Below are 25032 nucleotides of genomic sequence, written 5' to 3'. Positions count from 1 at the left end.
CCGTACTGAAGGACACGCGATGACGCAGTCTCCCGAACAGCCCGGCCCGCCGGTGCCCCTCTCCAAGGACACACCGCCCCCACGCCGTCCGTCCTCCAGGAAGATTCATGTGGCCCGCGCCGAGCTGGCCCTGGCGCTGCCGGATCACCTCGCCCTGCGCGACATGCCCCTCAAGCCCGACCCGCTCCAGGCCATGGCCTCCGCGGTAGCCGACGTCCGGGAAGACCTCGGCGAACGCGCCGACCTGGTCCTGGACCTCGTGCCGGTCTCGCCGGCGAAGGTTGGCAGGAAACGAAGCCGGCTGCTTGCCGCGGCCCGGCGGCGTCCCAGCGACATGCCCGCCATACCGGGGCTCCCGCGCCAGCCGGGCACCGGTTTCAGTCTGGAGGGCCTGTCCGCGATCGGCGCTGAGGTCGCGGCCGAGATGCGCGGCAACCAGGGCCGACGTCCTGCGTCGCGTCGGCACTCCATGCTGCGGATTACGCGGACTTCGGACATGAAGGCCGCCATGGGAAAGTTCCTTCCCGGTGCGGCCCCGGTGTTCGACCTCCAGCTGTTGGTTCGCACCTGCTCCGCCGACCCGCACAGGGCGCGGCTGCTGCTCGATCAGGTCCTGGCCGCGCTCGAGGCATGGTCCGGCGAGAACCATCTCCGCCCGGTCGGCCTCAACCTCGGGGTCACCCGGGTGCGGTCCGACTCGCTGCTGTACCGGCGCAGCTTCGACAGCCGCTTCGAGACGGGGGCGTTCAGTCCGCGTCGCCACGGCTGGGTGACCGCGGCCGAGATCGCCGGGCTGCTGAAGCCGCCCACCAAGCACAACTCGGCGGCGAACATTGCCCGTTCGGGAGGAACGGTGCCGCCTCCGCCGGCCAACCTTCCCACGTGGACCGGCCAGCCGGATTTGATGCCGCTGGGCTGGGTCCCGAAGCCGGGAGGGGGCGAGCGTCTGGCCGGCGTGCCGCTGGTCTACCTGCTGTTCGCGCTGTCCCTGGGCAAGGCCGGCTTCGGTAAGACGGAAATGTCGCTGGTCCAGGCGATCGCGCTCGCGCACTGCGGTCACGGCGTCCTCTTCCTTGATCCGCACGGGGACGGCTGGCAGCGCGCCCGCCCGTACCTCGCGCACGACCACCTGATGGACCGGATCTGGGAGATCGACCTGACCTCTCCCGACCTGGACAGGATGGTCGCCTCGTGGAACCCGCTGTCGATGCAGAACCGCCACGAGGCCGATATCCCCGACATCGTGCAGTACATCGTCACGGGGTTCTCCAGTGCTTTGAACTGGGGAGACTCGGCCGGACGTGCGAAGACCATCCTCACCAATGCCGTGAAGTCGCTGGTGGAGCTGTCACTTCTGCTCGCCCGGAACAACCAGCCCGGGCTGGCACCGACGGTCTTCCAGATCCGGACGATCCTCAGCGACGAGGAGTGGCGCGACACGATCGTGCCCTACCTGTCCAAGGAGCTGCGGGACTTCTGGACCAAGACCTTCCCCAAGTACCCCGGGGATGCAACGCCGGTGGTCACAAACATCATTGAGCGGCTGGACTCGTCGAACGCCATCAAGGCGCTGCTCGGCTCCAGCACGTCGAGCTACGACATCCGGACCGCCATGGACACCGGGAAGATCGTGTTCATCTGCACCTCGGGCACCGGAGACACCGACAGGATCATCAGCTCCCTGCTGATTTACGATCTGTTCCGTGCCGGCCTCGCTCGGCGCGATGTGCCGGCGGATCAGCGCAAGGACTTCTATGCCTTTATCGACGAGCTCACCGCCGTCGACGGCGCTTCCAAGGGCACCCTGGCCCAGATCGCGGAGCAACTGCGGAAGTTCAAGGTGAAGCTCCTCGCCATGACGCAGATGGCCCAGCGGCTGACACCCACGACCCGTCAGGGCCTGCTGCAGAACCTCTCGTTGCTGTCGACGACAGGATCCGACGTCGACGAGGCCCAGATGGTCACGCGCCGGTGGGGCAAGCTGGTCGACCCCTACACGATCACCCAGCTCCAGCGCTACAACTACGTGATGTCCGTGACGCTGGAGGACGGACCCACCGATCCGTTCCGCGTCCGCGGAGCCAGCGTCGACGAGCTCTATGCCGAGTACTACCGGGAAAAGGATCTTCCCGCGCTGTCGGCGGCCGTCGACGAGAACCTCCAGCGCCGGAGGGTCCGCGACATCCTCGACGACCTGCGCAAGCTCGACAACCGGATCAAGGGGTTCGTCAGCAAACTCCCGCCGCCGCCTCCGGATGACACCGACCCGGATGACCAGCAGCCAGCCGGCAAGCCCGCGCCGGGCAGCGGCCCATCGGCCTCGGGAGCCGGCGCTGACCGCGTCTCCGACAAGCCGGGCACCGTCGTCAGCAGCCCGGCGCCCCGCCCGAGCTCCGCCAGTGGACCCGCCAGCACGGATACGGAACTCGCATGACCATCCTCACCGAGAGCGCCGCCGTACCGGTGCGCCACAAGAGCTTCACGTCCCTGGCCAAGATGGCACTGGACGTGCTGTACCAGCACCGCGTGATGTCGACGCCCCAAATGCACCAGCTGCTCACGCCCCAGGCCTCCCGCCCGGTCTACCTGCTCAACCAGCTCAACGAGCTGCGCGACGCGGGCCTGGTGCATCGGATGCGGGCCCAGGGCGAGGCTCGGGGCCCGAACCGGCGGAACCTGCCCTACCTGTGGTTTCTCACCGAGAACGGCGCGGCCGCGGTGGAAGAAGCAGGGGAGTTGCCATCCCGTCTCTACCGCGTCACCCCCGAGTCAGTCGCTGGCTCGCGTCAGGCCCACACGCTGGCTGTGAACGAGGCCGGACTGGCATTCGTCCGCCACGCGGCGCGCCTGAGACACGAGTGCGGGCCCCTGGACTGGACGCCCGAGGTCGCGCACCGGATCCGCGACGGACAGCGCCGAGTGGAGGACGACCACGTCATCTCCGACGCGGTCCTGCACTACGTGGACCTCTCCCACGGACGGCGGAAGATGCTCACGACGTTCATCGAGGTCGACCGCGCCACGATGACCACGGCACGGCTGGCCGCGAAAGTCGCCGCCTACGGGCGCCTGTTCGAGTACGTCCCGCAGCATCCGGACCGCTCCCGCCGCTCGGCGGCCTCAAGCCGCCCGGCCTGGCAGTACACCTACCCGGTCTTCCCCCGGCTTCTGGTCGTTCTGGACGGGCCGCGAACGCCGACCTTGCCAGCCCGGCTCGAGGCGCGAACCTCCGACCTGTACGCCCTCACGCGGGCCGACCCCCGCCTGTCCCGGCTCGCAGGGCGCCTGCAGATCGGCGTCACCACGCTTCAACTGCTCCAGGACCGCGGTCCGTTCGAGCCGATCTTCACCGTGCTGCTGCGGGGCACACCGGAGGACCGTCCGCCACTCACCGACCTGTACCTCAAGCACGCCCAGTGATCCAGACCGGCCTGTTCGGGCCGTGCCAGGATCCGCCGTAGGGAGGATACCCAGCCCATGAGCACCTCCACCCTGGAGGACGCGGCGCCCACCGGCAGCAACATGATCCAGCTCGCCGAGATTCTGCAGCGCAGCGCCAAGCTCCGGCAGCGCCGTTTCGAGATGCTGCCCCTGCAGGGTCCCGGCGCCGCCTTCACCGAGCCGCAGGGCCGCAAGCCGGGGGACGCGACTGCCCCCGAGGAGCTGTCCGACCTGATCTCGTCGATGTCGGTCGTCGGCATGCTCGAGCCCGTCCTCGCCGAAGAGATCGCGGTCGCCGATCGCGCGCCGGTGATCCGCCTGGTCACCGGCGAGCGCCGGCTGCGCGCCATGCGGTGGGGTGCCGCACATCTGCCGGACAACCCGCACTTCGCCGCGCTGCCCGCGGTGGTCTGCCCCGGTCCCCTCAGCGACGAAGAGCGCCATATGTGGCGGTTCGTCGAGAACTTCGCCCGCGAACCGCTGCGCCCCGGGGAACAGGCGGCCGCGCTGATGTACCAGCGGTGTGCTGTCCTGGTCGGCAAACTGCTGCGGGCCGGCAAGCCGGTGCCGGCCGAGGTCTACGCGATCACGGACTCGGTCGAGCGGTTCAATGCCTTGGAGAAGATCCGCGGGACCGACCAGTCCTGTGCCGCGCCCTGGTCGGAAGTCCTCACCCGGCTCGGCCTTCAGCTGACCGAGCGCAAGGCCACGGAACTCGTGCGCGCCTTCCGGGAACTGCCGCGCGACCTGACCGAGGAGATGGACGAAGCCGCCATCCGTCTCAACACGCGCATTCGCTTCGCCGCGCTTCTGCGCGGCCGCGAGTCGGCCGCCTCGGAGATCTGGGCGGCCCTCAAGAACACTTCGCGGCTCCACCTGCTGCCCACCGCGGTGAACGTCGGTCTGACGTCGCCGGAGCTCGAGCCGGAGCAGATCATCGAAACCGCCGAGGACCGTCAGGAGCGGGCGAACGCCAGCCGCCGCGCCGCCCTCACGCGCGTTCCCGACCCGGTGCCGGAGCAGGAGGCCGGGCAGGAGACCGAGGCTCCGTCGTCTCACGGCGTGTCCGAGACCAGCAGCGGCATGCCCACGGTCTCCTCGGCACTTGGCGAGCCGCGGACTCTCGTGCAGCCGGCAGAGTCCGACGTTCCCGACGAGCCGGAACCGCCGGCGCCGCAAGCGGACGCGGCGGTGGTCCGGGGCGCGCTGGACGGCCTGCGGGCCCTGCTCGCGGAACTGCGTACCGGCCGGCAGGTCGGCCGGTACGACCTCGGCTCGCTGCGCCTGGCCACCCGCGAACTCACCCAGCACCTCGGCGAGGAGACGCCTCGCCTCGAAGAGAGCGAGCACGCCGCATGACCCTCATTTCCCTGCCCACGCCCCGTGTCGGACTGCCGCTGCCGGGCCGCGGCTGCGACTGCCGTACCTGCGCCTTCTGGGCCGGTCCGGACGGGCGCGGCGGTCCGGCCACGGTGGAGCCGCTGTGCTCGGGGAGCAATTCCGACTGCTCCTACTGCGGTTGCGCGGCGACCGAGGCCGGGGCGCCCACGAACGCGTGCGGCGGCTGCCCGATCCGCTGCGGCAGCCGTACCGACATCGCCCGGTGGATGGGCGACGTCGGCGGCACACTCGCCTTCGACGACATCGTGATCGACGGAGAGCTGCCCGACCTGCCGGCGTTCATTCCGATGACCGACGGCTCCGCCGTGACCCAACTCGACGCGAGCCTGCGGTGGCCGGCCTACGGCGTCGGGATGCGCCGGGTCTTCAGCCCGGACACTCACACGATCTACCCGCGGTTCGCCGGCAAGCAGGCCCGCGAGGCGCTCGCCCTGCGGGAGGGCCAGAAGGCCGTGCTCGTCGGCTACGGCGAAGATCCCCTGGTGGAGGCCTTCTGGACCTACCGCAAGCGCGACGGCCTGGTCGAGGAGATCGCCTCCCAGGGATGGGACCTCGTGCTCTCCCCGAACTACTCGATCTACGGCAACTGGCCCCGCACCGAGCACCTGCTGAACATGCGCCGCTGCCTGTTGATCGCCCAGGAATTCGCCGACGCCGGCGTGGCCGCGGTCCCCAACGTGTACTGGTTCCGCCTGGAGGACCTCAAGCGGTACACCGCCTGGATCGAGGACGCACCCCCGCCGGCCATCGCCGTGAACGTTCAGACGGTGCGGGAGAACAACAACTGGGACACCTGGGCCCTGCCCGGCCTGTACTGGCTCGCCGAGAACCTGCCCGCCGATCTCCCGGTGATCCTCACCGGCCTGTCCCGCGTCGACCGGATCGCCCAGGTCGTGGCGCTCTTCGGGAACCGCCTGACCCTGATCAGCCAGAACCCCCATCAATACGCCCTGCACGGAGCGATCATGACCGCGAACGGGCGCGAGGACATCCACGCCCGGCCGGCGGACGCCTTCGCGGCCACCGTGCAGTTCATGGCCTCACTTCTGCCGGGCCGCCAATCCCCGTAAATCAGAAAATCACAAGAATCCGCCGCCGTGGATGTCACACGGCGGCGGATTTTCGCACCCCTATGAGGCGAAACCCACGGGAGGAGCCTCAAGATGTCGACACCCACGTCACCGAAGCCGGAGCCCTCGGCGCCAGAGGCGCTGGCTGTCCCGGCTCCCGCCACCTGGCAGCTGTCGATCCTCACGGTGTGGCACCCGGCTCTCGGCATGGCGGTGGACCCGGTGGCCGTTCTGGCACTCGACGCCGCACCCGATGCGGACCCCGCGCAACACGTCGTATGGGTCCCGCTGGTCTATGACGAGGCCAACCCCTGGCGTGAGCGCCTCGCCGAAGGCGTCACACCGGAGAAGGTCGACCGCTGGCAGCAGGAGAACGGCGTCTGCCAGCTCTCCCTCACCGACGTCCCCCCGGGCGCTGCCGACCTGCGGCACGCTGCCGAGCTCGTCCTCGACCAGCTCCTGGCCGAGGTCATTCCGGTCCTTCCGCCCCGGGACGGCGCGTGATGGGCACCAACTCCAAGAGCAGCCACGCCTCGTACGCCATCGCGCCGAGCGACACGGCCGAGGCCGTCGAGACGAGCGGGGCCGGCGCACCGCCGGACGAGCAGCAGCTGAGCGACGAACTCGTCACCGCGAAGACGGACCTGATGGTGGCGATGGACAACCTGGAGACCATCGCCGCGGGCGGCGAGGAGGGGGCGGCCGGATACCCGGACCTGCCCGAGGACCCCGCCGAGCGGTACGAGATCTTCGCCGAGCAGATCAAGGACGCCAAGGAAGCCATCGAGACGATGAAGGCCGAGGGCGCCTCCGAGGAGGAGATCCAGGCCCAGCTCGACGCCCTGCGGGCACAGTCGCTCGAGTACCTGAACAGCCTCTCCCCGGAGGAGCTGCAGCAGATCGCCGCGGCCAAGGGATTCGAGCACCCCGCGCTCGTCGGGCTGTCCGGCAAGGGCCAGCACCCGCTTGTCCACTGGCTCGACCCCTACTACGACGACGCGATCCCGTCGAAGCAGAAGATCCAGGCCAAGGCACTCCAGCGCTACGACCAGTTGCTGGCCGGCCAACCCCTCGGCGGGATGACCCTCGCCGAGCTCCACGAGCTCGAGGGAACCCCCCTGTCGTCCACCGGGCCTGCCGGAACCTGGTCAGCCACCTTCGAACAGATCGAGGCAGCCCAGGAAGCCTGGAAGAAGGCCGCAGATGAAGTGGCCTACTCCAAGGGCATCTTGGACAGCGAAAAACTGCAGGACCTTCTGCAGGCAGAGAAGCAGATCCTCACCGCCCACTGCCCGGATATCGACAACCTGGAAGAAATCCAGGCCAAATGCAAGATATGGACCGGGGATCCACTGGAGCACGCGAAGATCAGCACGTCCACGGTGCTTCCGCTGGTCCAGGACGCGATTGCCGCCGGGGACATGTCCCTCGCGGACGCTCAGCACCTCAAGCCGCGAGAGATCGTCGACCTGCTGCGCACCGGCACCGCGGAGGCCGAGAAGGAGGCCCTGAAGGCCAAGTCACAGGCCCGGCAGGACCAGTTGGCTGCGCTCGACAAGGCCCTCGACGTCCATTCGGCGGCCAAGCCCGATCTCGAGAGCCCTCTCGCTCTTCCTGACCTGGCGGGGAATCCGGAGGCGGCGGCCCAGGTCGCGGAGTGGGCGACGAGCACGGGCGAGCTCCACAAACTGCAGACGGATGCTCAGGGGTGGATCCACGGCGTACTGCAGCCGGCGAGCGATATCTCCATGGGCAATCCCGGGCTGCTCACGTCGCACACAGTGGCCCCCAAAGCGCTCACCACCGAGTTCAACGCGTGGGCCAAAGAGCAGAAGCTCGGCGACCTCCGTGATGTGGCCGAGCAGATGGGAATGCCGGACGCGGACAAGGCGGCCCGCGCCCACGTCACCAGCTTCATCGCCTCGAGCTTCAACCCGGCACTGGACAAAGAAGAGATCAACGCGAAGGTCGCGGCCGCGGCGGCGAAGAAGAAGGCCGGTACCCCGGTCGGCGGGGACAACGGCCTGGCGTCCGACGAAGCCGTCAAGGCCCTGCAGAGCAAGCTGATCACCTCCGGGTCCGCGCCGTCGTCCGCTCCCGCCTCCTCGGCGCCGTCGTCGGCGCCATCCCAGGCCGGCGGGCTGACGAAGGAGGCCAAAGAGGCGGCGGCGCTGAGCATGGGCGCGAGCCCCGAGCAGGCCAAGAAGCTCGCCGAGGCGCCGACGCCTGCCCCTGCGGCCGGCTCCGTTCCCAGGGCCCCGGTCAAGCCGGCGCCGCCGGGTTCCTTCAATGCCAAGGTCCAGGCCCTCGTGGCCAACCTCCAGCAGGTCAAGGCCACCACTCAGGATGTGCCCGCGCGTATCGACGCGGACGTGGTCGGCTCCTGGTCGTTCGGGCCCGGCAAGGCCGCGAATCTCGGGGGCACCTACGCCAAGTCTCTCCACGACGCCCCGGACGGCTCCTCCTGGCTGTTCAAGGCCGACAAGGACGGCGGGGCGATCGCGCACGCGGAATCCGCGGCCTCGCACGCCCTGTCGCTGGGCGGCCTGCCGTCGGTGCCGGTGTACGTAAAGAACGTCGAGGGCAAGAGCGGCAGCGTCCAGCCGATGCTCAAGGACACGCATCACTTCGCTGCGGAGCCGAAGAACTGGTCCCAGTCGGAGGTGGACGCCATCGTCCGCTCACACGTGGGAGCCTGGCTCGTCGGTGATCACGACGGTCACCAGGCGAACGTCCTGCGCACCGCCTCGGGCGGCCTCGTCCGGTGCGACCTCGGCCAGGCGTTCAAGCACTACGGGCAGGACCAACTCGCTTTGGGGTACGCCCCGTCGGGAGGCGGTTCGTACGACCCGGTGCACCAGAAGCTGTACCAGGCGGCGCTGTCGGGAGGTCTCGGCGACGGCATCAAGGTCAACCCCGCCGTGGCGCACCCGATCATCAAGAACTTCGAGGCGATCCCCGACTCCCAGTGGCGCTCCATGCTGCACTCCACCGCCCACGAGGGCGTCAAGGCCGGCGTCCACTGGGTGCCGACCATGCGCAAGGCGGCCGCCAAGCAGCACGGCATCCCGTCGGCCAAGGTCAGCAGCGAGCAGATCGCCGAGGCCTTCCTGGACCACGCCGTCCAGCGCAAGCAGAGCCTGCGGGAGTCGTTCACCAACTTCTTCGTCAAGGAGCTGAACATGCCGACCGCGGCCTCCCTGAAGCACGGGGCTAAGTGATGGGAACCAACTCCAAGAGCAGTCACGCCTCGTACGCCGTCTCGCCGACGGTGACCACCGACTCGCCGTCCGCTCCGGTCGCCCTCGGGACAGAACCCCCTGCGACTTTGACGGAATGGGAGACCGAGCTTCTCCAGAGCACCGCGCCGGCAACCGAGCCTCCTGCCGAAACGGTGATACCCGAGGAGGACGGTGTCGCGCCGGCATCGGCCGGAGACTCCGCGGGCGGCGCGGGTGACGACACCACCGAGGTGGCGGCGGAACCTGCGCACTCGGCCGAGGCCGGGGCGGAGCCGCCGAGCGAGGGCCTGGAGGAGCCGACGGCGGACCAGCAAGCGGTCGAAGGCGACCAGCCGGCGAACGAGGCCGGCGCTGACGCCTCTGGGCTGCCGGCCGACGAGCTCCAGGTCGAAGAGCCCGACGAGGAGGAAACGGATCCTCCGCTCACCCCGGTGCCCGACGAGCCGCCCGTCGGCGTTGCGACCGGCACTCCGGTCCTGGTCGGAGGGGAGGACTTCATCGACTCGCAGGCCACGCTGGTCGCCTACGCCTCCGCCGACGGCCCCCGCGAGGTCCTGCTCGCCCACGTGACCGAGGAGGCAGAGGGCAAGCTGCTCGAGGCGCTGTCCGTGTCCGGGACCAAGATGGTGGACGTGGAAGTCGAGGAGGAGGTCAAGGAGCGCCTCGCGCTGGACAAGGAGAAGCAGCTCGGTGAGCTGGTCACCAAGGCGACCACGTCGGTTCAGCACAAGCTGAAGGACAACCTGCCGATGTCCGAGGCCTCGATCCAGAAGCACCAGCAGGCCCTGGATGCCGTCAACAGCGTGCTCTCCTCCCCCGATCTGAGCGACGCCGAGAAGGAGATGGCCCAGTACTACCTGGACCAGCTCAACGTCGTCGGCGAGAAGATCAACAACGGCGGCGAGACCATGCCGCACTTCGAGCAGTTCGGGCACATGGTCACCAAGACCGTCACCAAGCAGATCCCTGCACCGGCCGACGAACCGGAGCCGGGCACCCTCGCTGCCCAGCTGCGCGACGCCAGCCGGATCAAGGCGCAGCTGGACCCGCAGACCGGCGAGTCGTCGTGGGACGGCACGTCCCGCAGCAAGGCCAACGGCAAGGAATACACGGTCGACCTCGGTGACGGATGGAGCGCGGTGTACCGGCCGTACGCGGCGAATGACCCCTCGAAGACCGAGTTCTCGATGCGGGGCCAGCTCGAGGTCCATGCCCCGGTGGGCGGTGGGCACGGCAAGGAACTCGTGGACCGCCTGGAGCAGCTTCACCTGGTGAACGCGCCGATGACCGCATCCGAGGGCGAGTGGACGTACCTGACCAACAACGTCGCAGCCCAGGGACTGGACAAAGGCGCCGCGGTGAAAGCGGCGTTCGCCGAGGCCAAGGGGCTGGAGGACCTGCAGGTACAGGAACTCGTCCACCAGCAGGCCTCCTCGCTCATCGGACTCGACGAGGACGCGCTTCACTACCAGGTCAAGCGCATCCAGCTCGAAGCGGCCAAGACGGTGCTCCCCAAGAAGGTCGCCGTGCTGCGCGAGGCGGTTGCCAAGGCCACCGGCTTCGACAGCGGTGACGCGCTGGCCGCCAGCTCCGGGTACGACCCGACCCCGGCCACCAGCGGCGGCTGGCTGACCTGGTCGCGGTTCGACGTCGCCGGCAACGCGGCCGAGGTCAGCAAGGCGTTCTCCGGGAAGTCTCTGACCCACAACATCGGCGGCGGAGACATGATGAAGCTCTTCGCGACCGGCGTGCTGGCCTCCACCGAGAAGCGGTCGGTCATGGGCATCGGCGGCGGTGTCGGCATGTCGGAGGCTGCGGACAAGTACAGCGGTGGCGCCAACAGCGTCTTCCTGCGCGTCAAGAACACACCCTCCAGCCCAGGGGGTGGCCGGCTGATCTGGGACGACCCGTCCGTCCTTATGCGCCGGTCGGACTACTACGCCTACGACGGAGACCACTACGGCGCGATCAACCCCGCGGGCGGCAAGAGCATGCACGGCATGACCCGCGACCCCATGAAGATCGCGTCGTTCTCGCAGAGCAACAACGAGATCATGTTCCGCGACGGCATCGATCTGTTGGGCGCCGAGGCCCCTAGCCGGATCATGTGCGAGTACGCGCACGAGCGCACCGAGATGTTGGAGTTCTTCAAGAAGCGTGGCATCACCCACCTGCGCGGCAAGGCCGTCGAGGACGTCGTCCAGTCGGCCTACTGACCCCCGTTTGTCCCGTCGTCAACAAGGAGATCACGCACATGACTACCGACTGGCAGACACGCTTCGCCGACCTGCTCGCCGGCAACCACAGCAGCACCGGGGACCCGGTGGACGCCGGCGCTCAACTGGTCGTCACCGAACCCGACGGAACCGAAGTGTTTCGCCAGCCCCTGGCCCGCCACTTCCGGGCCGAACCTGAGCCTGACCAACTGATATGGATCCGGCCTCTGGTCGGCGGACAGACCTCCCCTGACCTCGGCTTCGTGTTCAACCTCAACCAGACCCGGCGGCGCGCGCTGGAATGGACCGAGGCGCATCTGGACGACAACGGCGACGTCATCATGCAGTTGCGTTCGGGCGAGACGGCCCGGATCCAACCGGCCGAGGGCGAGGCGCTGGCCAAGCTCGAACACTGGGACGACTTCCTCAACCGGCTCACCCGGGAGGAGGAACAGCAGCTCGCCGCCTTGGAAGGCGACTCCTGGCATGGGCAGTTCTCGTGATCGAGGTCGGCCCGGGAGCCCGTCGCCGGCGTCTTGGCATGATGAGATCGCGGCCGGCGCCTCGCCGGCCGCGGCCCGGTCAAAGGGCTGGCCGAAGCAGGGACGAGGGAGGTGGCAGTGTGCGCGTCCAGCGACGGGGCCTCAACGGATTCGATGACCGACGTTTGGAGCCGCAGCACCGGACTCTGATCTGTCTGGCCGCCGCGCTCCTGTGGGCACGCGGTGGTCTGCGGTCGGCCGGCATCACCGTGCTGCGCGGCCTTCGGCCGACCGCCGGCCTCAGCCCGGCCGACACCGTCGAACACGCCGCCATGACACGAAGCGCCGTGCTCGAGCAGGGCCGGGCCAGGACGCTGGACCCGCAGGTGGCCGAGCTGGCGAGCGCGACCTTCGGCGCCGGCGCCGAGGCCGTCGTCCTGGCCGGGCACGCCCAGACTGTGACAGCCCGGCCGGCGCATGGTCCTCTGCTACTCGAGCGCCGCCTCCCGGAACAGCTGGCGGCGCACTTCGACATGTGGCCGAACCCTCTCCGCGATCTGGCCCTCCGCTTGTCCAACGCCCCGGAAGGAGGCCTGCTGTGACGCTCCACAAAGGGCACCCGCTCACCATGGCCCGGCACGAGGCTCTGGTCAGTCCTCTGCCTGTAGCCGAGTGCGTGCAGGCCGTGGATCCCCGATGGCTCAGGACGCGGGCGGAGCTGTTCATGGAGGCGTCACAGCTCCCCTTCGCCCTGACCTTCGACCTGGCCCGGTACTCCCAGGTCACCGGGCTGACGTTCCACGCCCACTACGCGGCGCAGGTCTTTCTCGGTGAGCACGACAGCCGTCTCGACATACCTCTGATGGCGGTCAACCTGACCCACGTGCCGACCAAGGAGGCCGCCGACAGGGTGTTCGCCCATGAGGTGATGCATCTGCGCTGGCCTTCGTACGGCCACAAGCAGGTGGCCTTCGAGCGGGCCCAGAATGTCCTCGACACGGTGGGCACACTCGCCGCCTGAGCCTTCACCAGCCCGCGAGTCTCCTCACACCCGCCAGCATGTTGCTTACTTCTTTTTAATTGGGTACTGTGGATTGCGTTGAGGAGCGGACAGTCGTCCGTAACGCCACCCAGTTGAACCACTTCGAACGGTTCACCCGCCCCCTAGGGGACCGGGGCCAGATGCCTGGAGCCACCCCCAGAGGCACTCCAGGCCACGGACAGCCAAAGGAGACACGGTGCGCGAGGCAACCATCACGAGCATGGAGGCGATCAAAGCCGCCGCACGGCATGCCGCCCTGGATCGAGCAGAAGGACGGTCGGCCACAGACCACGGGGCGGAGCCGTCGATCTTGTGCGCCCCGTCCGAGCACGCGGGAGTCGAGGCCGCCCTCCGTCACCGCCTCCGCCTGCCGGACGACGTCAGGCTCGGCATCTACGAGGACCTCAACCACCCCCTGTTCCCTGGGGCGCAACACTTCCGCGCGGCACGCATTCAGCTGTCACAAGGGCGGCGCGCCTACTTCTTCATTGGCACGTACGAGGCCCCCGGGCGGCTGACATTCAGCCTGATCGCGCCGTGCCCCGACTGTGGCGCGCCGGTTCCGTCCGTCGCGATCAACAGCCAGGCGGGTTTCGGGGACTGGCTCATGGATCGCAACGACACCACCGAGGCCCCCTCCTTCCCTACGTCGCCCGTGCACCGCCGCGACTGCTCGCTCGTCAGCGGCTAGGCACGGCCCCGCCCCAGCCGAATAGGGCCCAACTCCCCTCAGGAGCCAAGGGTTTCGAGCCGACGGCACCTCTCCCCTGCACACCATTCACGTTGTTCGTCGACCCGGGGCCCCGGGCACTACCCGGAAGCCGGCCAGAGTATCGCCTACTTCTTTTTTTATATGTAAAGTGGTTGTTGTGAGGGCGGGAGAGCCCGATCGCAAGACCATTTCGAAGGAGCCGCTTCGCGCGGCTCCCCCTGGCCGCACAACTCCCCCTCGGCGGCCGGGGCCGCGAGGCCCCAAGGAGACGACGTGAACGTGCGGACGACCACCGCCTTTTCCCCGAACAGCGGCCCGGCGTACCAACTCCAGCTCGTCTTCGACGCCGGGCCCACGATGACCATGTGGCGGCCGCTGCTGCGGAGTCTGCGTCAGTCCCTGGCCCAGGCCGGTCACTTCCAGAGCGTGACGGTGTCCGTCCTCAAGGCTGACGGCATGCTGCGCGGGCGTCAGGTCGAGGACGACCGTACGGTCACGCTCGTGCTCAGCGACTGCTCCGGACCGCAGTGGTACTCCGGCCCGGCCGCCGATCGCTGGTACAGGACTTTGCGCAGCTGGGCGCGCGTTCGGCCGGTCGCGGTCGTTCAGCCGTTGCCGGAACACATGTGGCGGCGCACCGCGTTGCCGGGGGCGCCCGGTCGGATCTGGGCCCCGACCGCCGGGGCCGCGAACGCCGCACTGAGCTTCACGGCATACGACAGCGTGCCGGAGCCGGGAGCGGACAGTGTCCTGATCCCGGTTCTGGAGTCCTCCGCCGTGTGGTTGGAGAACTGGTTCGCGCTGATCAGCGGCGCCGAGGGGGCGGAGATCCCGGGGGCAGTCGCCTACGTCCCGCCCGCCGCCCTCTCGGTCGAAGGTTCCGTCCCCCCGGTTGAGCTCACTGCTGAGGAACTCGTCCTCCGCTTCCGCTCAACCGCTTCTCCCGAAGCGTTCGGCCTCGCCGGTCATCTGGCGGTGGGCGTCCCGCATCTGCCGGTGATGCAGTTGGTGCAGAAGTCCCTCGGGACGGCCCCGTGCCCGAGTCACCTCGCCGAGGTGATCCTCAGCGGCATGCTCCGCACAGTGCCGGGCTCGCCCCGGAATCTATGCCTTCCGAGAAGGCGTTGCCGCGCTGCTGCTGCGCAAGGTGCCCCGTACCTCGTTCTCCCGCACGGTGGAGCTGCTGAGGTGAGCGGGCGCGGAACTGGCCGGTGCTCCGAAAGGGCGTGTCCTTGTGAGCGAGGAGGCTCTGCTCCGCCTCGGCTGATCGCGGGCTCGCGAGCCCATCACGGCAATGCCGACGCCACTGGCCGGCCTTTTGCCCCGCAGCACCGCCTGGTGCCGGAAGAGCACCGACTCCGGAACCAGGCGGACCACCCAGGCGCCCCCGACTCACTCGAGTCGGGGGCGCCCTGCATGAATCGAGCCTCCTGCGCACAACGACGCGCCCGGCAGCGAGCTTTCCGCCTCTCACGGCCCGTTCGGTCGTGTCGTCCGGGTTCCCATTCCGGACCAGCGGCCGCACTACGAACACGCTCCCTGGACCGGCGCCTTCCCTGAGCGTTTGGCCGACTTCCTTGCCGGCCTCATCCCTCAGTTCATCGCGGAACTGGCGTCGGCCACGGACGACCAGATCAACCAGGCCCGGGACGCGGCACTGGAGCAGATCGCCAACCACGGCGACGACTTGCAGTTCGGCGGCAAACACCGCCGCTCATCCCGCACCGCGCTGGCCAGGGCGTTCGCGCTCCTGGCCCGGGCCGAAGGAGGTGTCACCGCTCTCGGGGTCCACGCGTGCATGGCCGTCCACGAGGGGTGCCCCGGCCTGAAGTCTCCCGCCTCCGCTTCGCCTTCTTCCGACACCGACCGCTGACCTGGAGTGAACCCTGATGACCGACACCAAGCCCGGACCCCGCAAGTGGCTGCTCACCCAGAACCGGCAGCTCCGCCAGGAAGGCATCTTCAACTGGCCGTTGTGTTGGGGGTTGCCAATGGCGTCCCACGTGATGGTGTAGGCGATCACCGTGCGGGTGTGCGCGGGCGGATGCCCGGGGCGTGCATCCGGTGACGGTCTCCGCTCCCTGCGCATAGGGCAGGCCACCGTGCAAATCTCCCTGGTGAACGGCCAGTTCAACCCGGGAGGTGCCAGATGGCCTTGTCCCAGTCTGACCTACAACGCCTACTGGAGTCACTACGCACGGCGGACGGGATCGAGCTCGTCCGCAACGTCGCCGAGCGCATGCTGCAAGAGCTGATCGAGGCCGAGCTCAGCGGCCGCATCAGCGCCCAGTGGAACGAGCACACCGACGCCCGCACCGCCTTCCGCAACGGCCACCGGGAGAAGACCCTGGCCACCCAGGCCGGCGATCTGGACCTGGCGATACCGAAACTGCGCAGCGGCAGCTTCTTCCCCAGCCTGCTGGAACGCCGCCGCCGCATCGACCAGGCCCTGTATGCGGTCATCATGGAGGCGTACGTGCACGGGGTGTCCACCCGCTCGGTCGACGACCTGGTCAAGGCCCTCGGCGCGGACAGCGGCATCTCCAAGAGCGAGGTCTCAAGGATCTGCGGTGACCTGGACGAACAGCTCACCATCTTCCGCGGACGGCCCCTGGACCACAGCCGCTTCCCCTACCTCTACCTGGACGCGACCTACTGCAAGGTGCGCGTGAACCACCGGATCGTCTCCCAGGCCGTGGTCATCGCCACCGGCATCAGCGAGGACGGCGGCCGTGAGGTGCTCGGCGTGCTGGTCGGCGACAGCGAGACCGAAGCATTCTGGAGCGAGTTCCTGCGCTCCCTGCGCGAACGCGGCCTGGGCGGGGTCCGTCTGGTCATCTCCGACAGTCACAGCGGCCTGGTCAAGGCGATCCGCAAGGTCATGCTCGGCGCCGCCTGGCAGCGTTGTCGTGTCCATTTCCTGAGGAATGCGTTCTCCGTGATCCCCAAGGGATCCGGGGAAATGGTCGCGGCAACCATCCGCACCATCTTCATCCAGCCCACCGCCGAGGCCGTCCATCACCAGCTCGATGCGGTGGCCGACATGCTCGGGCAGCAGTTCCCCAAGGTCAGGCAGATGCTCCTGGACGCCAGGGAAGATCTGACCGCCTTCGCCGCCTTCCCCATCTCCCACTGGAAGAAGATCCAGTCCTCAAATCCCCTGGAGCGGATCAACCGCGAGATCAAGCGCCGCACCGACGTCGTGCAGGTCTTCCCCAACCCGGCCGCGCTCGAACGGCTGGTCACCGCCGTGCTCAGCGAGATGCACGACGAATGGGTCGCCTTCCCCCGCCGCTACCTGTCCGAAGGCAGCATGACGGCCATCTACGCCGCCGAACACGCCGACCACACCACCCATGCACTCCCCAACACCCCGAACGCTACGGACGATTGATCGCCTACACCATCACAGGGGACGTGACCCGGATGACTTACCTGGATCCGAAAGGTGAAGGGGACAACAACATGTCAGAAAACCAGTGACCGGGCCCAGTTGTCAGGGACGGTGTGCTGGGCGGCCCGCGCGATATGGCGAAGACTGGATTGTTTGAAGCCCAATCTCCAGGAGATGCAAGTTCCCATCCGCCGGAAATGACAGCCGAAACCGGCGCCGCACTCTGCTCCGGCTTCGATTGTTGGCCGGAGCACTTCCGGGGTGCGGAGCGATGTCCAGCGAGGACATTCAAGGAGATGAGTGGGACGCCTGTGTCGCGCTAGAACGTACAGACAGGGAGGAACGTGGGATCGCCTACGGGACGCGAGTCCTATGGCGACGGAGGCCCCGTAGTAGTCGCCGGAGTCACGACCGGCCAGGGAGGACGGGAAAGCCGTTCGCATCGGGCGAAGGGGGCCAGGTGATTCGGACACCCCGACTCGGGAGGTATGCGAAATGCAGAGCGCCAAAACGGTGTTGGGTGTCCTGCGTGAACGCGGCAGGCATGGCCTGCCGTGTGATGAACTGTATCGGAAGCTGTTCAATCCGCAGTTGTATCTGCTGGCCTACGGGCGCATCTACGCCAACCATGGTGCGATGACGCCCGGGGTCACGTCGGAAACCGTGGACGGCATGTCACAGCGGAAGATCGACCGGATCATCGAGGCGATGCGCCACGAGCGTTACCGCTTTCGTCCGGTCCGGCGCGTTCATATCCCGAAGAAGAATGGGAAGACGCGTCCGCTAGGGCTGCCGACCTGGTCGGACAAACTCGTCGGTGAAGTGGTCCGCCTGTTATTGGAGGCGTACTACGAACCGACGTTCTCCGGCCGCTCTCATTCGTTTCGTCCCCGCCGTGGCTGCCATACCGCTTTGCGGGAGGTGGACCATACCTGGACCGGGACGTCTTGGTTCATCGAAGGGGACATCGCCGACTGCTTCGGCAGCCTGGACCACGAGGTCCTGCTGTCGATCCTCGGCGAGAAGATCCATGACCAGCGGTTTCTGCGGCTGGTGCGCAACATGCTGACAGCCGGATACTTGGAGGACTGGAGGTGGGGCGGCACGCTCTCCGGAGCGCCGCAAGGCGGGGTGGCTTCCCCGATCCTGTCCAACATCTACCTGCACAAGTTGGATGAGTTCGTCGAGACAGTTCTGATTCCGGAGTACACCCGAGGGAAGCGCCGGGCCCGCAACCCGGCTTATCTGGAGTTGCAGAATCTGGTAGCGAAAGCCCCCCGGCGCGGTGACCGGGTCCAGGCCCGCGCGCTGCGTCAGCGGATGGTGAGCCTGCCGAGCGCGGATCCCAAAGATCCGGGATACCGCAGGCTGCGCTATATCCGCTACGCGGATGATCACCTCCTTGGTTTCACCGGACCGAAAGCCGAGGCCGAGCAGATCAAACAACGCCTGGGACAGTTCCTGCGTGATGAACTCAAGCTGGAACTGTCCCAGGAAAAGACACTGATCACTCACGCCCGCACCCGGGCAGCGAGGTTTCTCGGCTACGAGATCACGACCCAGCACAACGACACAAAGAAGACCGGCCGTTACCGTCGGGTCAACGGCCAGGTAGCACTCCGTGTCCCACGGGACGTGATCAAAGCCAAGTGCGCCCCCTATACCGATCGCGGAAAACCCGCGAAGAAGACGGCCCTGATCAACAGCAGCGATCACGCGATCGTGGCGACCTTCGGGACCGTTTATCGGGGCGTTGTCCAGTACTACCTGCTTGCCGGAGATGTCTTCCGGCTGCATCGGCTGCAATGGGTCATGGAGACTTCTATGCTCAAGACTCTTGCAGCCAAGCACCGCTCGTCAGTGTCGAAGATGGCCGCCAAGCACAAGGCCAGAATCGACACCCCCAATGGGCCCCGAGTCTGTTTCGAGGCCCGAATCGAGCGGAAGAACAGGACGCCACTGGTGGCCCGATTCGGTGGGATTCCCCTCCAACGGCAGCGTGCGGCGGAACTCGCCGATCGTGAGCCTGTCCGGGTGGACTACCCGCAGAAGGAACTCATTGCGAGACTCCTGGCGGATACCTGCGAGACCTGCGGAAGCAAGGGCAACGTGCAAGTGCACCACGTCCGCGCTCTCGCCGACCTCGCACATGCCGGATGGCAGCCTTCCGACTGGACGCGCGTCATGCTCCATCGGCGCCGCAAAACAGTCGTGGCCTGCGACATCTGCCACGACCGTATCCATTCGGAACGGCCAGCCAGACCATTCACGCAGTAGTCACTGGAGAGCCGGATGACCGGGAAACCGTCATGTCCGGTGTGCGCCGTGAGGCGCTTCGTTGTATCCCCGACGCAGTCGGGATGAACTTGGAGGGAGGTTCATGGGTCACCCGGCTTACCTGAGCGCGAAAGCGGGAGGGGACCAGAGCATGCCGGGAAAGCGGTGGACGTTTCGGAGGCGTTCAGGACGTTGTGCCACAAGGCCCGCACGATATGGTCAAGGCTTGATTTGCTTGAAGCCCAATTTCCAGAGTGAAAGTGACGCACCGTCGGAACAGCGCCTGTAACCGACGCCCACGCTATGCCCGGGCATGAACCGTGAGACCGGGCAACCTCCATAGCCTGGGTCGCCGCCCAGCGAGGGCGGTCAAGGAGATGAGTGGGCGGCCTACGTCGTGCTCGATACGTACAGCGAAGACGTACCACGGGATCGCCTACGGGGCGCGAGCCCTATGGCGACGGAGTGCCCATAGTAGTCGCCGGAGTAACGACCGGCGGTGAGGTCCGGGAAAGCCGGAATGAGGGCGAAGGGGCACAGGAAGTCAGGAAGTTCAGACGGGGAGGGATGCGCAATACAGAGTGCTGAAACCGTGCTGAACGTCATCCGGGAACGCGGCAGGCGCGGCCTGCCGCTGGAAAGACTGTACCGGCAGCTATTCAACAAGGAGTTGTTCCTGCTGGCCTACGGACGCATTTACGCCAACAAGGGTGCGATGACGCCGGGGGTTACCAGGGAAACCGTGGACGGCATGTCTCTGGCCAAGATTGACAGGATCAATCAAGGCTCTGCGTGCGGAGTCCTATCGATGGTCTCCGGCCAGGAGGGTGTATATCCCGAAGAAGACCGGGAGGCGCCCCTTAGGTATGCCGCCCTGGAGCGACAAGCTGGTCGCGGAAGTAGTCCGTCTGCTGCTTGACGCGTACTACGACGTGCAGTTCTCTGATCGCTCGCACGGATTCCGCCCCAACCGGGGCTGCCACACCGCGCTGGATGAGGTGGTGTCGGTCTGGAAGGGAACACACTGGTTTGTCGAGGGTGATATTTCCAACTGCTTTGGGAGCCTTGACCATTCGGTCATGGTCTCGACGCTGGCGGAGAAGATCCACGACGGCCGGTTCCTGCAACTGATCGACCGGATGCTCAAAGCCGGATACCTGGAGGACTGGCGGTGGAACGACACGCTCAGCGGTTGTCCGCAGGTCGGTATCGCATCACCGATCCTCTCCAATATTTATCTGGACCGGTTCGACCGGTTTGTCGAACAGCAGCTGATACCGGACTACGACCGGGGCAAGCGTCGGGGCAAGAACCCCGCGTACCAGGACGTGGAGAACCGGATCGCGAGGGCCAAACGGCACGGCGATCGGGAAGCGGTGCGCGCGCTTCGGCGCGAACGCCGCACCCTGCCGAGCCAAGACCCCGATGATCCCGGCTATCGACGGCTCCGATACGTGAGGTATTGCGACGACTTCCTGCTCGGGTTCGCTGGTCCCAAGCACGAGGCCGAGGAGATCAAGGGGAGGATCCGGAAGTTCCTGCGTGACGAACTCAGGATGGAACTGTCCGAACCCAAAACCCTGGTCACACACGCCACCAGCCAGGCGGCGCGGTTCCTCGGCTACGAGATCAAGGCCCAGCACGGCGACACGAAGATCACGCGGAATCGCCGGGCGGTCAACGGCGCCATTGGTCTGTTCGTGCCCAGGGACGTGATCCGGGACCGATGCTCTCGCTATATGAGCAAGGGAAAGCCCGCTCAGCGTGGCCCGTTACTGCACGACGAAGACTTCACGATCGTCGCGAAGTACGGGTCCGAGTACCGCGGGTTCGTCCAGTACTACCTTCTCGCCCAGGATGTATTCCGCCTGGAGACACTGCGCTGGGTCATGGAGACCTCGATGCTCAAGACCCTGGCCGGGAAGCACAAGTCGACCGTCATGAAGATGGCCCGCAGATACAAGGCGAGCATCGACACCCCTGACGGCCGGCGGACCTGCTTCCAAGTCACAGTGCAGCGGGAGAAGGGGAAGAAATCACTGGTGGCCCGCTTCGGCGGGATCCCTCTCAAACGCAAGCGCACCGCCGTCCTTACCGACCGGCAGCCGGTCATGGCCACTGCACGGCGCAACGAGCTGATTCATCGGCTTCTCGCCGGGAAGTGCGAGATATGCGAAGGGCGCACCGGACTCCAAGTCCACCACGTCCGCAAACTCGCCGATCTCAACAAGCCAGGACGGCCGGAACCGCCATCGTGGGTGCGGCTGATGGCCATGCGGAAACGCAAGACCCTCGTGGTCTGCGAACGCTGCCACCAGAACATCCACGCGGGACGGAGTGCAGCACTTACCCGGAATTGACTACCGGAGAGCCGGGTGCGGGGAAATCTCGCCTGCCCGGTTCGGGAAGGGGCCGTCGGAAAAGGACCTCCTCCAGAGGCACCTCGTCGGCGGCCTACTTCACTCGGCGGGAGGCCGCGCGGAACAGGACTCGCCCTCACGGCGAGCACCTCGCCGCGCGGCCGACCCAACTTCCTGGCTTGGCGGATGCCGTCGCCTACACCGCCGCTATGAACGCAAGCCCGAGCACTTCCTTGCCTTCGTCGGCATAGCCGCCGCTCTCATCTGCCACCGGCGCCTCACCACATAAACGGTGGAGAGGCGTTGTGGCGTCGGCGGGATCAGTCGGTGGTGAAGCTGGACAGTGTCGCGGCCGGGTATCGGCTGCCCGCCGAGCCGTGGGGGAGGATCTCGGTGATGTGGGCCATGTCGGCGTCAGTGAGCTGGACGCCGTCCGCGCCGGCGTTCTCCTCGAGACGCTTGGCACTGCGGGTGCCGGGGATGGGCACGATGTCCTGACCCTGGGCGAGGAGCCAGGCCAGCGCGAGTTGGGCGGTGGTGATGCCCTTGGCCGCGGCGAGTTCCTTGAGCTGTTCGGTGGCGCGGAGGTTGTAAGTATAGTTCTCGCCCTGCCAGCGCTCGTCCCAGCTGCGCATGTCGTCCACGGGGTATTCACTCGCGGGCTTGACCGCCCCGGTCAGGAAGCCGCGGCCGAGCGGGGAGTAGGGCACCAAGCCGATGCCGAGCTCCCGCAGGACGGGAAGGATCTCCTCCTCCACCTCCCGCTCGAAGAGCGAGTACTCGTACTGAAGCACCGAGAGCGGGGTGACGGCGTGGGCGCGTCGGATGTACTGGGGGCCGACGTTGCTCAGGCCGAAGTACTTCACCTTGCCTTCGGTGATCAGATCGCCGACCACGCCCGCGACCTCCTCGACCGGAATGGTGGGGTCGGAGATGTGCTGGTAGAAGAGGTCGATGTGGTCGCTCTGCAGGTAGCGCAGGCTGTTCTCGGCGACCTTGCGGATGTTCTCGGGGCGGCTGTTGAAGCCGGAGCCCAGCGGCTGGGTCGTCATGTCGAAGCCGAACTTGGTGGCGAGGACCACCTCGTCGCGGAAGTCGCGGACTGCCTTGCCCAGGAGGATTTCGTTACTGCCGGTACCGGCGCCGTACAGCTCGGCGGTGTCGAAGAAGTCGATGCCGAGTTCGTGGGCGCGGCGGATGGTCGCGATGCTCTCGTCGTCGTTCGAGGCGCCGTAGGCCATGGACATGCCCATGGCCCCCAGGCCGAGCGCCGAGACGCGCAGACCCTGAGAGCCCAGATTGCGGTGCTGCATGAGTTCACTCCCTCGATATTTCGTCGGTTTCACCCACAGAGGCCAAACCGAACTGTTCCGTTTGACTGTACGCGCCGACCACCCCGACTACCAAACCGAACGGTTCGGTGCTCTATCCTGGGCCTATGTCCCAGTCCCGCGACTCCGGCCAAACCGCAGCGCCCACCGCCGGCGGCGACACCACGCGCGAGCGCATCCTTGCCGCTGCCATGGAGGAGTTCGCCGGCCACGGCATCGCCGGCGCCCGCGTGGACCGCATCGCCAAGCTCGCCAAAACCAGCAAAGAACGCGTCTACGCCTACTTCCGCAGCAAAGACGCGCTTTATGCCGCTGTTGCTGTACGGGAGTATGTCGTCATCGCCGAGGCCACCCAGATGGACCCGTCCGACCTCCCTGGCTACGCGGGCCGCCTGTTCGACTACTTCGTCGCCCGTCCAGACCACCACCGCCTGATCACCTGGGGCCGCCTCGAACTGCAGGGCACCACAGCCGGTGCCGACGATCCCGACCAGGCAGTGATCGCCCGCAAAATCGACCAGCTCCGCCAGGTGCAGCAGGCTGGACAGCTCGACCCCGCCTGGGACCCGGCCGACGTCCTCGCCCTGGTCAACCAGATCGCCATGACCTGGGCGTCGCAACCCGAACTCAGCAAGGCCGCCGCCGCACACGCCGTGGACCCCACCACCGCCGCCCGCCGTGCCGCGGTGGTGACCGCAGTCGAGCAGCTATTCCCCCGCAGTAACACCGGTTTCGGGCAGGGGACCTGCCCGCAACGGGGTACGTGCGCTCGTGACCGGAATTAGGCTCAGGATGCTGAGCCCCCGGGTATCCCTGCTCGCCAGCACCACCACCCAACGGAACCTCAAAGGGATCCGTCCGACACCGTTCAGCGAGCGATCACGCCATAAGAAACTACCTCTTAGAGGTCCTAACAGAAGCTGTTGATCATGTGACTATCCGCGTGGGTGGTCGTTGGTCTGGTCGTGGAGAAACGACACTCTCGGCCGTGGATCGTCTCGGATGAACTGTGGTCGCTGATCGAGCCGTTGTTACCCAAACCGGGCCCGAAGCTGGTGGAGGGCAGGCCTCGGATACCGGACCGGCAGGCGTTGTGCGGGATCCTGTTCGTGCTGCATACCGGCATCCAGTGGGAGTACCTGCCCCAGGAACTGGGCTTCGGCTCGGGGATGACGTGCTGGCGGCGCCTGGCCGCGTGGAACGAGGCCGGGGTCTGGGACGAACTCCACCTGGCACTGCTGAGGAAGCTGCGGGCCGCCAAGAAACTCGACTGGTCGCGGGCGGTGATCGACTCCTCCCACGTGAGGGCCGCTCGACGGGGCCCAAAAGCGGCCCCAGCCCGGTCGACCGCGCACGGCCGGGCAGCAAGCACCACATCCTCACCGACGGCCAGGGCATCCCGCTCGCGGTGTCCCTGACCGGCGGGAACCGCAACGACGTCACGCAGTTGCTGCCCCTGCTGGACAAGGTTCCGGCCGTGGCCGGCGTCGTCGGCCGGCCCAGACACCGGCCCGATGCCCTCCTCGCCGACCGTGGCTACGACCACGACAAGTACCGGCGCCTGCTCCGAGCCCGCGGGATCCGCCCGGTCATCGCCGAACGAGGCCAGGAACACGGCAGCGACCTCGGCATCTTCCGCTACGTGGTCGAGCGCACGATCGCCTGGCTGCACGGCTTCCGCCGACTGCGGATCCGCTGGGAACGACGCGACGACATCCACGAAGCCTTCCTCGGCCTCGCCACCTGCCTGATCACCCACCGTCACGTCCAACGCCTTTGTTAGGAGCTCTTAGGCCGCCGGCTACTCGGACCAGACCGAATCCGATCTGCTGGCCGTGCTGGGGCCCGAGCGTGTGGGGATCCCGGCGAACCCCATCAAGCATCTGCTCAAGCGCCAGGGACTGGAGACCTTCGGCAGTCTGCAGCGGAAGTTGGACACCGAACGGGAGGCCAGGAAGCAGCGGGCGGCAAAGAAGGCGGAGGCTTCCCCCGTCCTGACCCCGGCGGGTTGAGGCGGCGGCCCCCTCGGGTGAAACAAGTGCTTGGCATGCACCTCATCGTGGG

The 25032-nt window shown here is 67.2% G+C and carries 17 protein-coding genes and 5 pseudogenes; 21 read left to right on the top strand and 1 reads right to left on the bottom strand.

Features of this window, described 5'->3' with window-relative positions:
- The first annotated feature begins 19 nt into the window (after positions 1 to 19).
- The 18 genes and pseudogenes from FNH08_RS08380 to FNH08_RS08305 all read left to right on the top strand — a co-directional run.
- The gene (locus tag FNH08_RS08380; protein ID WP_228033983.1) at positions 20 to 2434 is read left to right on the top strand and encodes a type IV secretory system conjugative DNA transfer family protein; all 2415 of its coding nucleotides are present in this window, start codon (positions 20 to 22) and stop codon (positions 2432 to 2434) included.
- Positions 2431 to 3420: a replication-relaxation family protein gene (locus FNH08_RS08375; RefSeq protein WP_152770762.1), complete on the top strand. Its 990-nt coding sequence runs from the start codon at positions 2431 to 2433 to the stop codon at positions 3418 to 3420. The genes FNH08_RS08380 and FNH08_RS08375 overlap by 4 nt, the downstream gene beginning before the upstream one ends.
- A gap of 57 nt (positions 3421 to 3477) precedes the next feature.
- Positions 3478 to 4800: a ParB N-terminal domain-containing protein gene (locus tag FNH08_RS08370; protein WP_152770761.1), complete on the top strand. Its 1323-nt coding sequence runs from the start codon at positions 3478 to 3480 to the stop codon at positions 4798 to 4800.
- On the top strand, positions 4797 to 5912 hold the full coding sequence (locus tag FNH08_RS08365) for a DUF4417 domain-containing protein (RefSeq protein WP_152770760.1): 1116 nt from the start codon (positions 4797 to 4799) through the stop codon (positions 5910 to 5912). The genes FNH08_RS08370 and FNH08_RS08365 overlap by 4 nt, the downstream gene beginning before the upstream one ends.
- A gap of 93 nt (positions 5913 to 6005) precedes the next feature.
- Entirely contained in the window at positions 6006 to 6416 is a 411-nt protein-coding gene (locus FNH08_RS08360; RefSeq protein ID WP_194238416.1) for a hypothetical protein, read from the top strand.
- Complete coding sequence (locus FNH08_RS08355; protein ID WP_152770759.1) at positions 6416 to 9133, top strand: hypothetical protein; 2718 nt, start codon at positions 6416 to 6418, stop codon at positions 9131 to 9133. The genes FNH08_RS08360 and FNH08_RS08355 overlap by 1 nt, the downstream gene beginning before the upstream one ends.
- Positions 9133 to 11370 (top strand): hypothetical protein, encoded by a 2238-nt coding sequence (locus FNH08_RS08350; RefSeq protein ID WP_152770758.1) that lies wholly within the window; start codon positions 9133 to 9135, stop codon positions 11368 to 11370. Before FNH08_RS08355 ends, FNH08_RS08350 begins: the two co-directional genes overlap by 1 nt.
- A gap of 38 nt (positions 11371 to 11408) precedes the next feature.
- Positions 11409 to 11873, top strand: coding sequence for a hypothetical protein (locus FNH08_RS08345; protein WP_152770757.1), 465 nt, complete (start codon positions 11409 to 11411; stop codon positions 11871 to 11873).
- Positions 11874 to 12037: 164 nt separating this feature from the next.
- Complete coding sequence (locus FNH08_RS08340) at positions 12038 to 12454, top strand: hypothetical protein (RefSeq protein WP_152770756.1); 417 nt, start codon at positions 12038 to 12040, stop codon at positions 12452 to 12454.
- The gene (locus FNH08_RS08335) at positions 12451 to 12873 is read left to right on the top strand and encodes a hypothetical protein (protein ID WP_322724006.1); all 423 of its coding nucleotides are present in this window, start codon (positions 12451 to 12453) and stop codon (positions 12871 to 12873) included. Before FNH08_RS08340 ends, FNH08_RS08335 begins: the two co-directional genes overlap by 4 nt.
- Before the next feature lie 217 nt (positions 12874 to 13090).
- Positions 13091 to 13585 carry a hypothetical protein gene (locus tag FNH08_RS08330; RefSeq protein ID WP_152770755.1) on the top strand — a complete coding sequence of 165 codons (495 nt, stop codon included), beginning with the start codon at positions 13091 to 13093 and terminating at the stop codon, positions 13583 to 13585.
- A 294-nt stretch (positions 13586 to 13879) separates the two neighbouring features.
- Complete coding sequence (locus FNH08_RS53945) at positions 13880 to 15166, top strand: SAV_2336 N-terminal domain-related protein (RefSeq protein WP_407704344.1); 1287 nt, start codon at positions 13880 to 13882, stop codon at positions 15164 to 15166.
- 4 nt (positions 15167 to 15170) lie between these two features.
- The gene (locus FNH08_RS08325) at positions 15171 to 15479 is read left to right on the top strand and encodes a hypothetical protein (RefSeq protein WP_152770753.1); all 309 of its coding nucleotides are present in this window, start codon (positions 15171 to 15173) and stop codon (positions 15477 to 15479) included.
- 16 nt (positions 15480 to 15495) lie between these two features.
- A pseudogene (locus tag FNH08_RS54335) lies at positions 15496 to 15582 on the top strand (GP88 family protein); the annotation flags it as partial.
- 173 nt (positions 15583 to 15755) lie between these two features.
- The gene (locus tag FNH08_RS08320; RefSeq protein ID WP_152770752.1) at positions 15756 to 17000 is read left to right on the top strand and encodes an IS256 family transposase; all 1245 of its coding nucleotides are present in this window, start codon (positions 15756 to 15758) and stop codon (positions 16998 to 17000) included.
- Between the two features lie 495 nt (positions 17001 to 17495).
- Positions 17496 to 19277 carry a reverse transcriptase/maturase family protein gene (locus tag FNH08_RS08315; protein ID WP_194238415.1) on the top strand — a complete coding sequence of 594 codons (1782 nt, stop codon included), beginning with the start codon at positions 17496 to 17498 and terminating at the stop codon, positions 19275 to 19277.
- Between the two features lie 574 nt (positions 19278 to 19851).
- A pseudogene (locus FNH08_RS08310) lies at positions 19852 to 21637 on the top strand (reverse transcriptase domain-containing protein).
- 169 nt (positions 21638 to 21806) lie between these two features.
- Positions 21807 to 21926: pseudogene (locus FNH08_RS08305) on the top strand (IS5/IS1182 family transposase); the annotation flags it as partial.
- 31 nt (positions 21927 to 21957) lie between these two features.
- Here FNH08_RS08305 and FNH08_RS08300 read toward each other — a convergent pair.
- Positions 21958 to 22950: an aldo/keto reductase gene (locus FNH08_RS08300; RefSeq protein WP_152770750.1), complete on the bottom strand. Its 993-nt coding sequence runs from the start codon at positions 22948 to 22950 to the stop codon at positions 21958 to 21960.
- Between the two features lie 125 nt (positions 22951 to 23075).
- Between FNH08_RS08300 and FNH08_RS08295 the strand changes: the two genes are divergently transcribed.
- The 3 genes and pseudogenes from FNH08_RS08295 to FNH08_RS50640 form a co-directional block, all read left to right on the top strand.
- Entirely contained in the window at positions 23076 to 23753 is a 678-nt protein-coding gene (locus FNH08_RS08295; RefSeq protein ID WP_152770748.1) for a TetR family transcriptional regulator, read from the top strand.
- Positions 23754 to 23915: 162 nt separating this feature from the next.
- Positions 23916 to 24751 (top strand): annotated as a pseudogene (locus tag FNH08_RS08290) (IS5 family transposase).
- A 10-nt stretch (positions 24752 to 24761) separates the two neighbouring features.
- Positions 24762 to 24980 (top strand): annotated as a pseudogene (locus tag FNH08_RS50640) (GP88 family protein); the annotation flags it as partial.
- Positions 24981 to 25032: the final 52 nt, after the last annotated feature.

Origin of the sequence: Streptomyces spongiae, from assembly GCF_009377185.1 — a bacterium.
Taxonomy (GTDB): Bacteria; Actinomycetota; Actinomycetes; order Streptomycetales; family Streptomycetaceae; genus Streptomyces; species Streptomyces spongiae.
The sequence above is the reverse complement of the archived record's forward strand: the minus strand, read 5'-3'. Positions and strand labels throughout refer to the sequence as shown.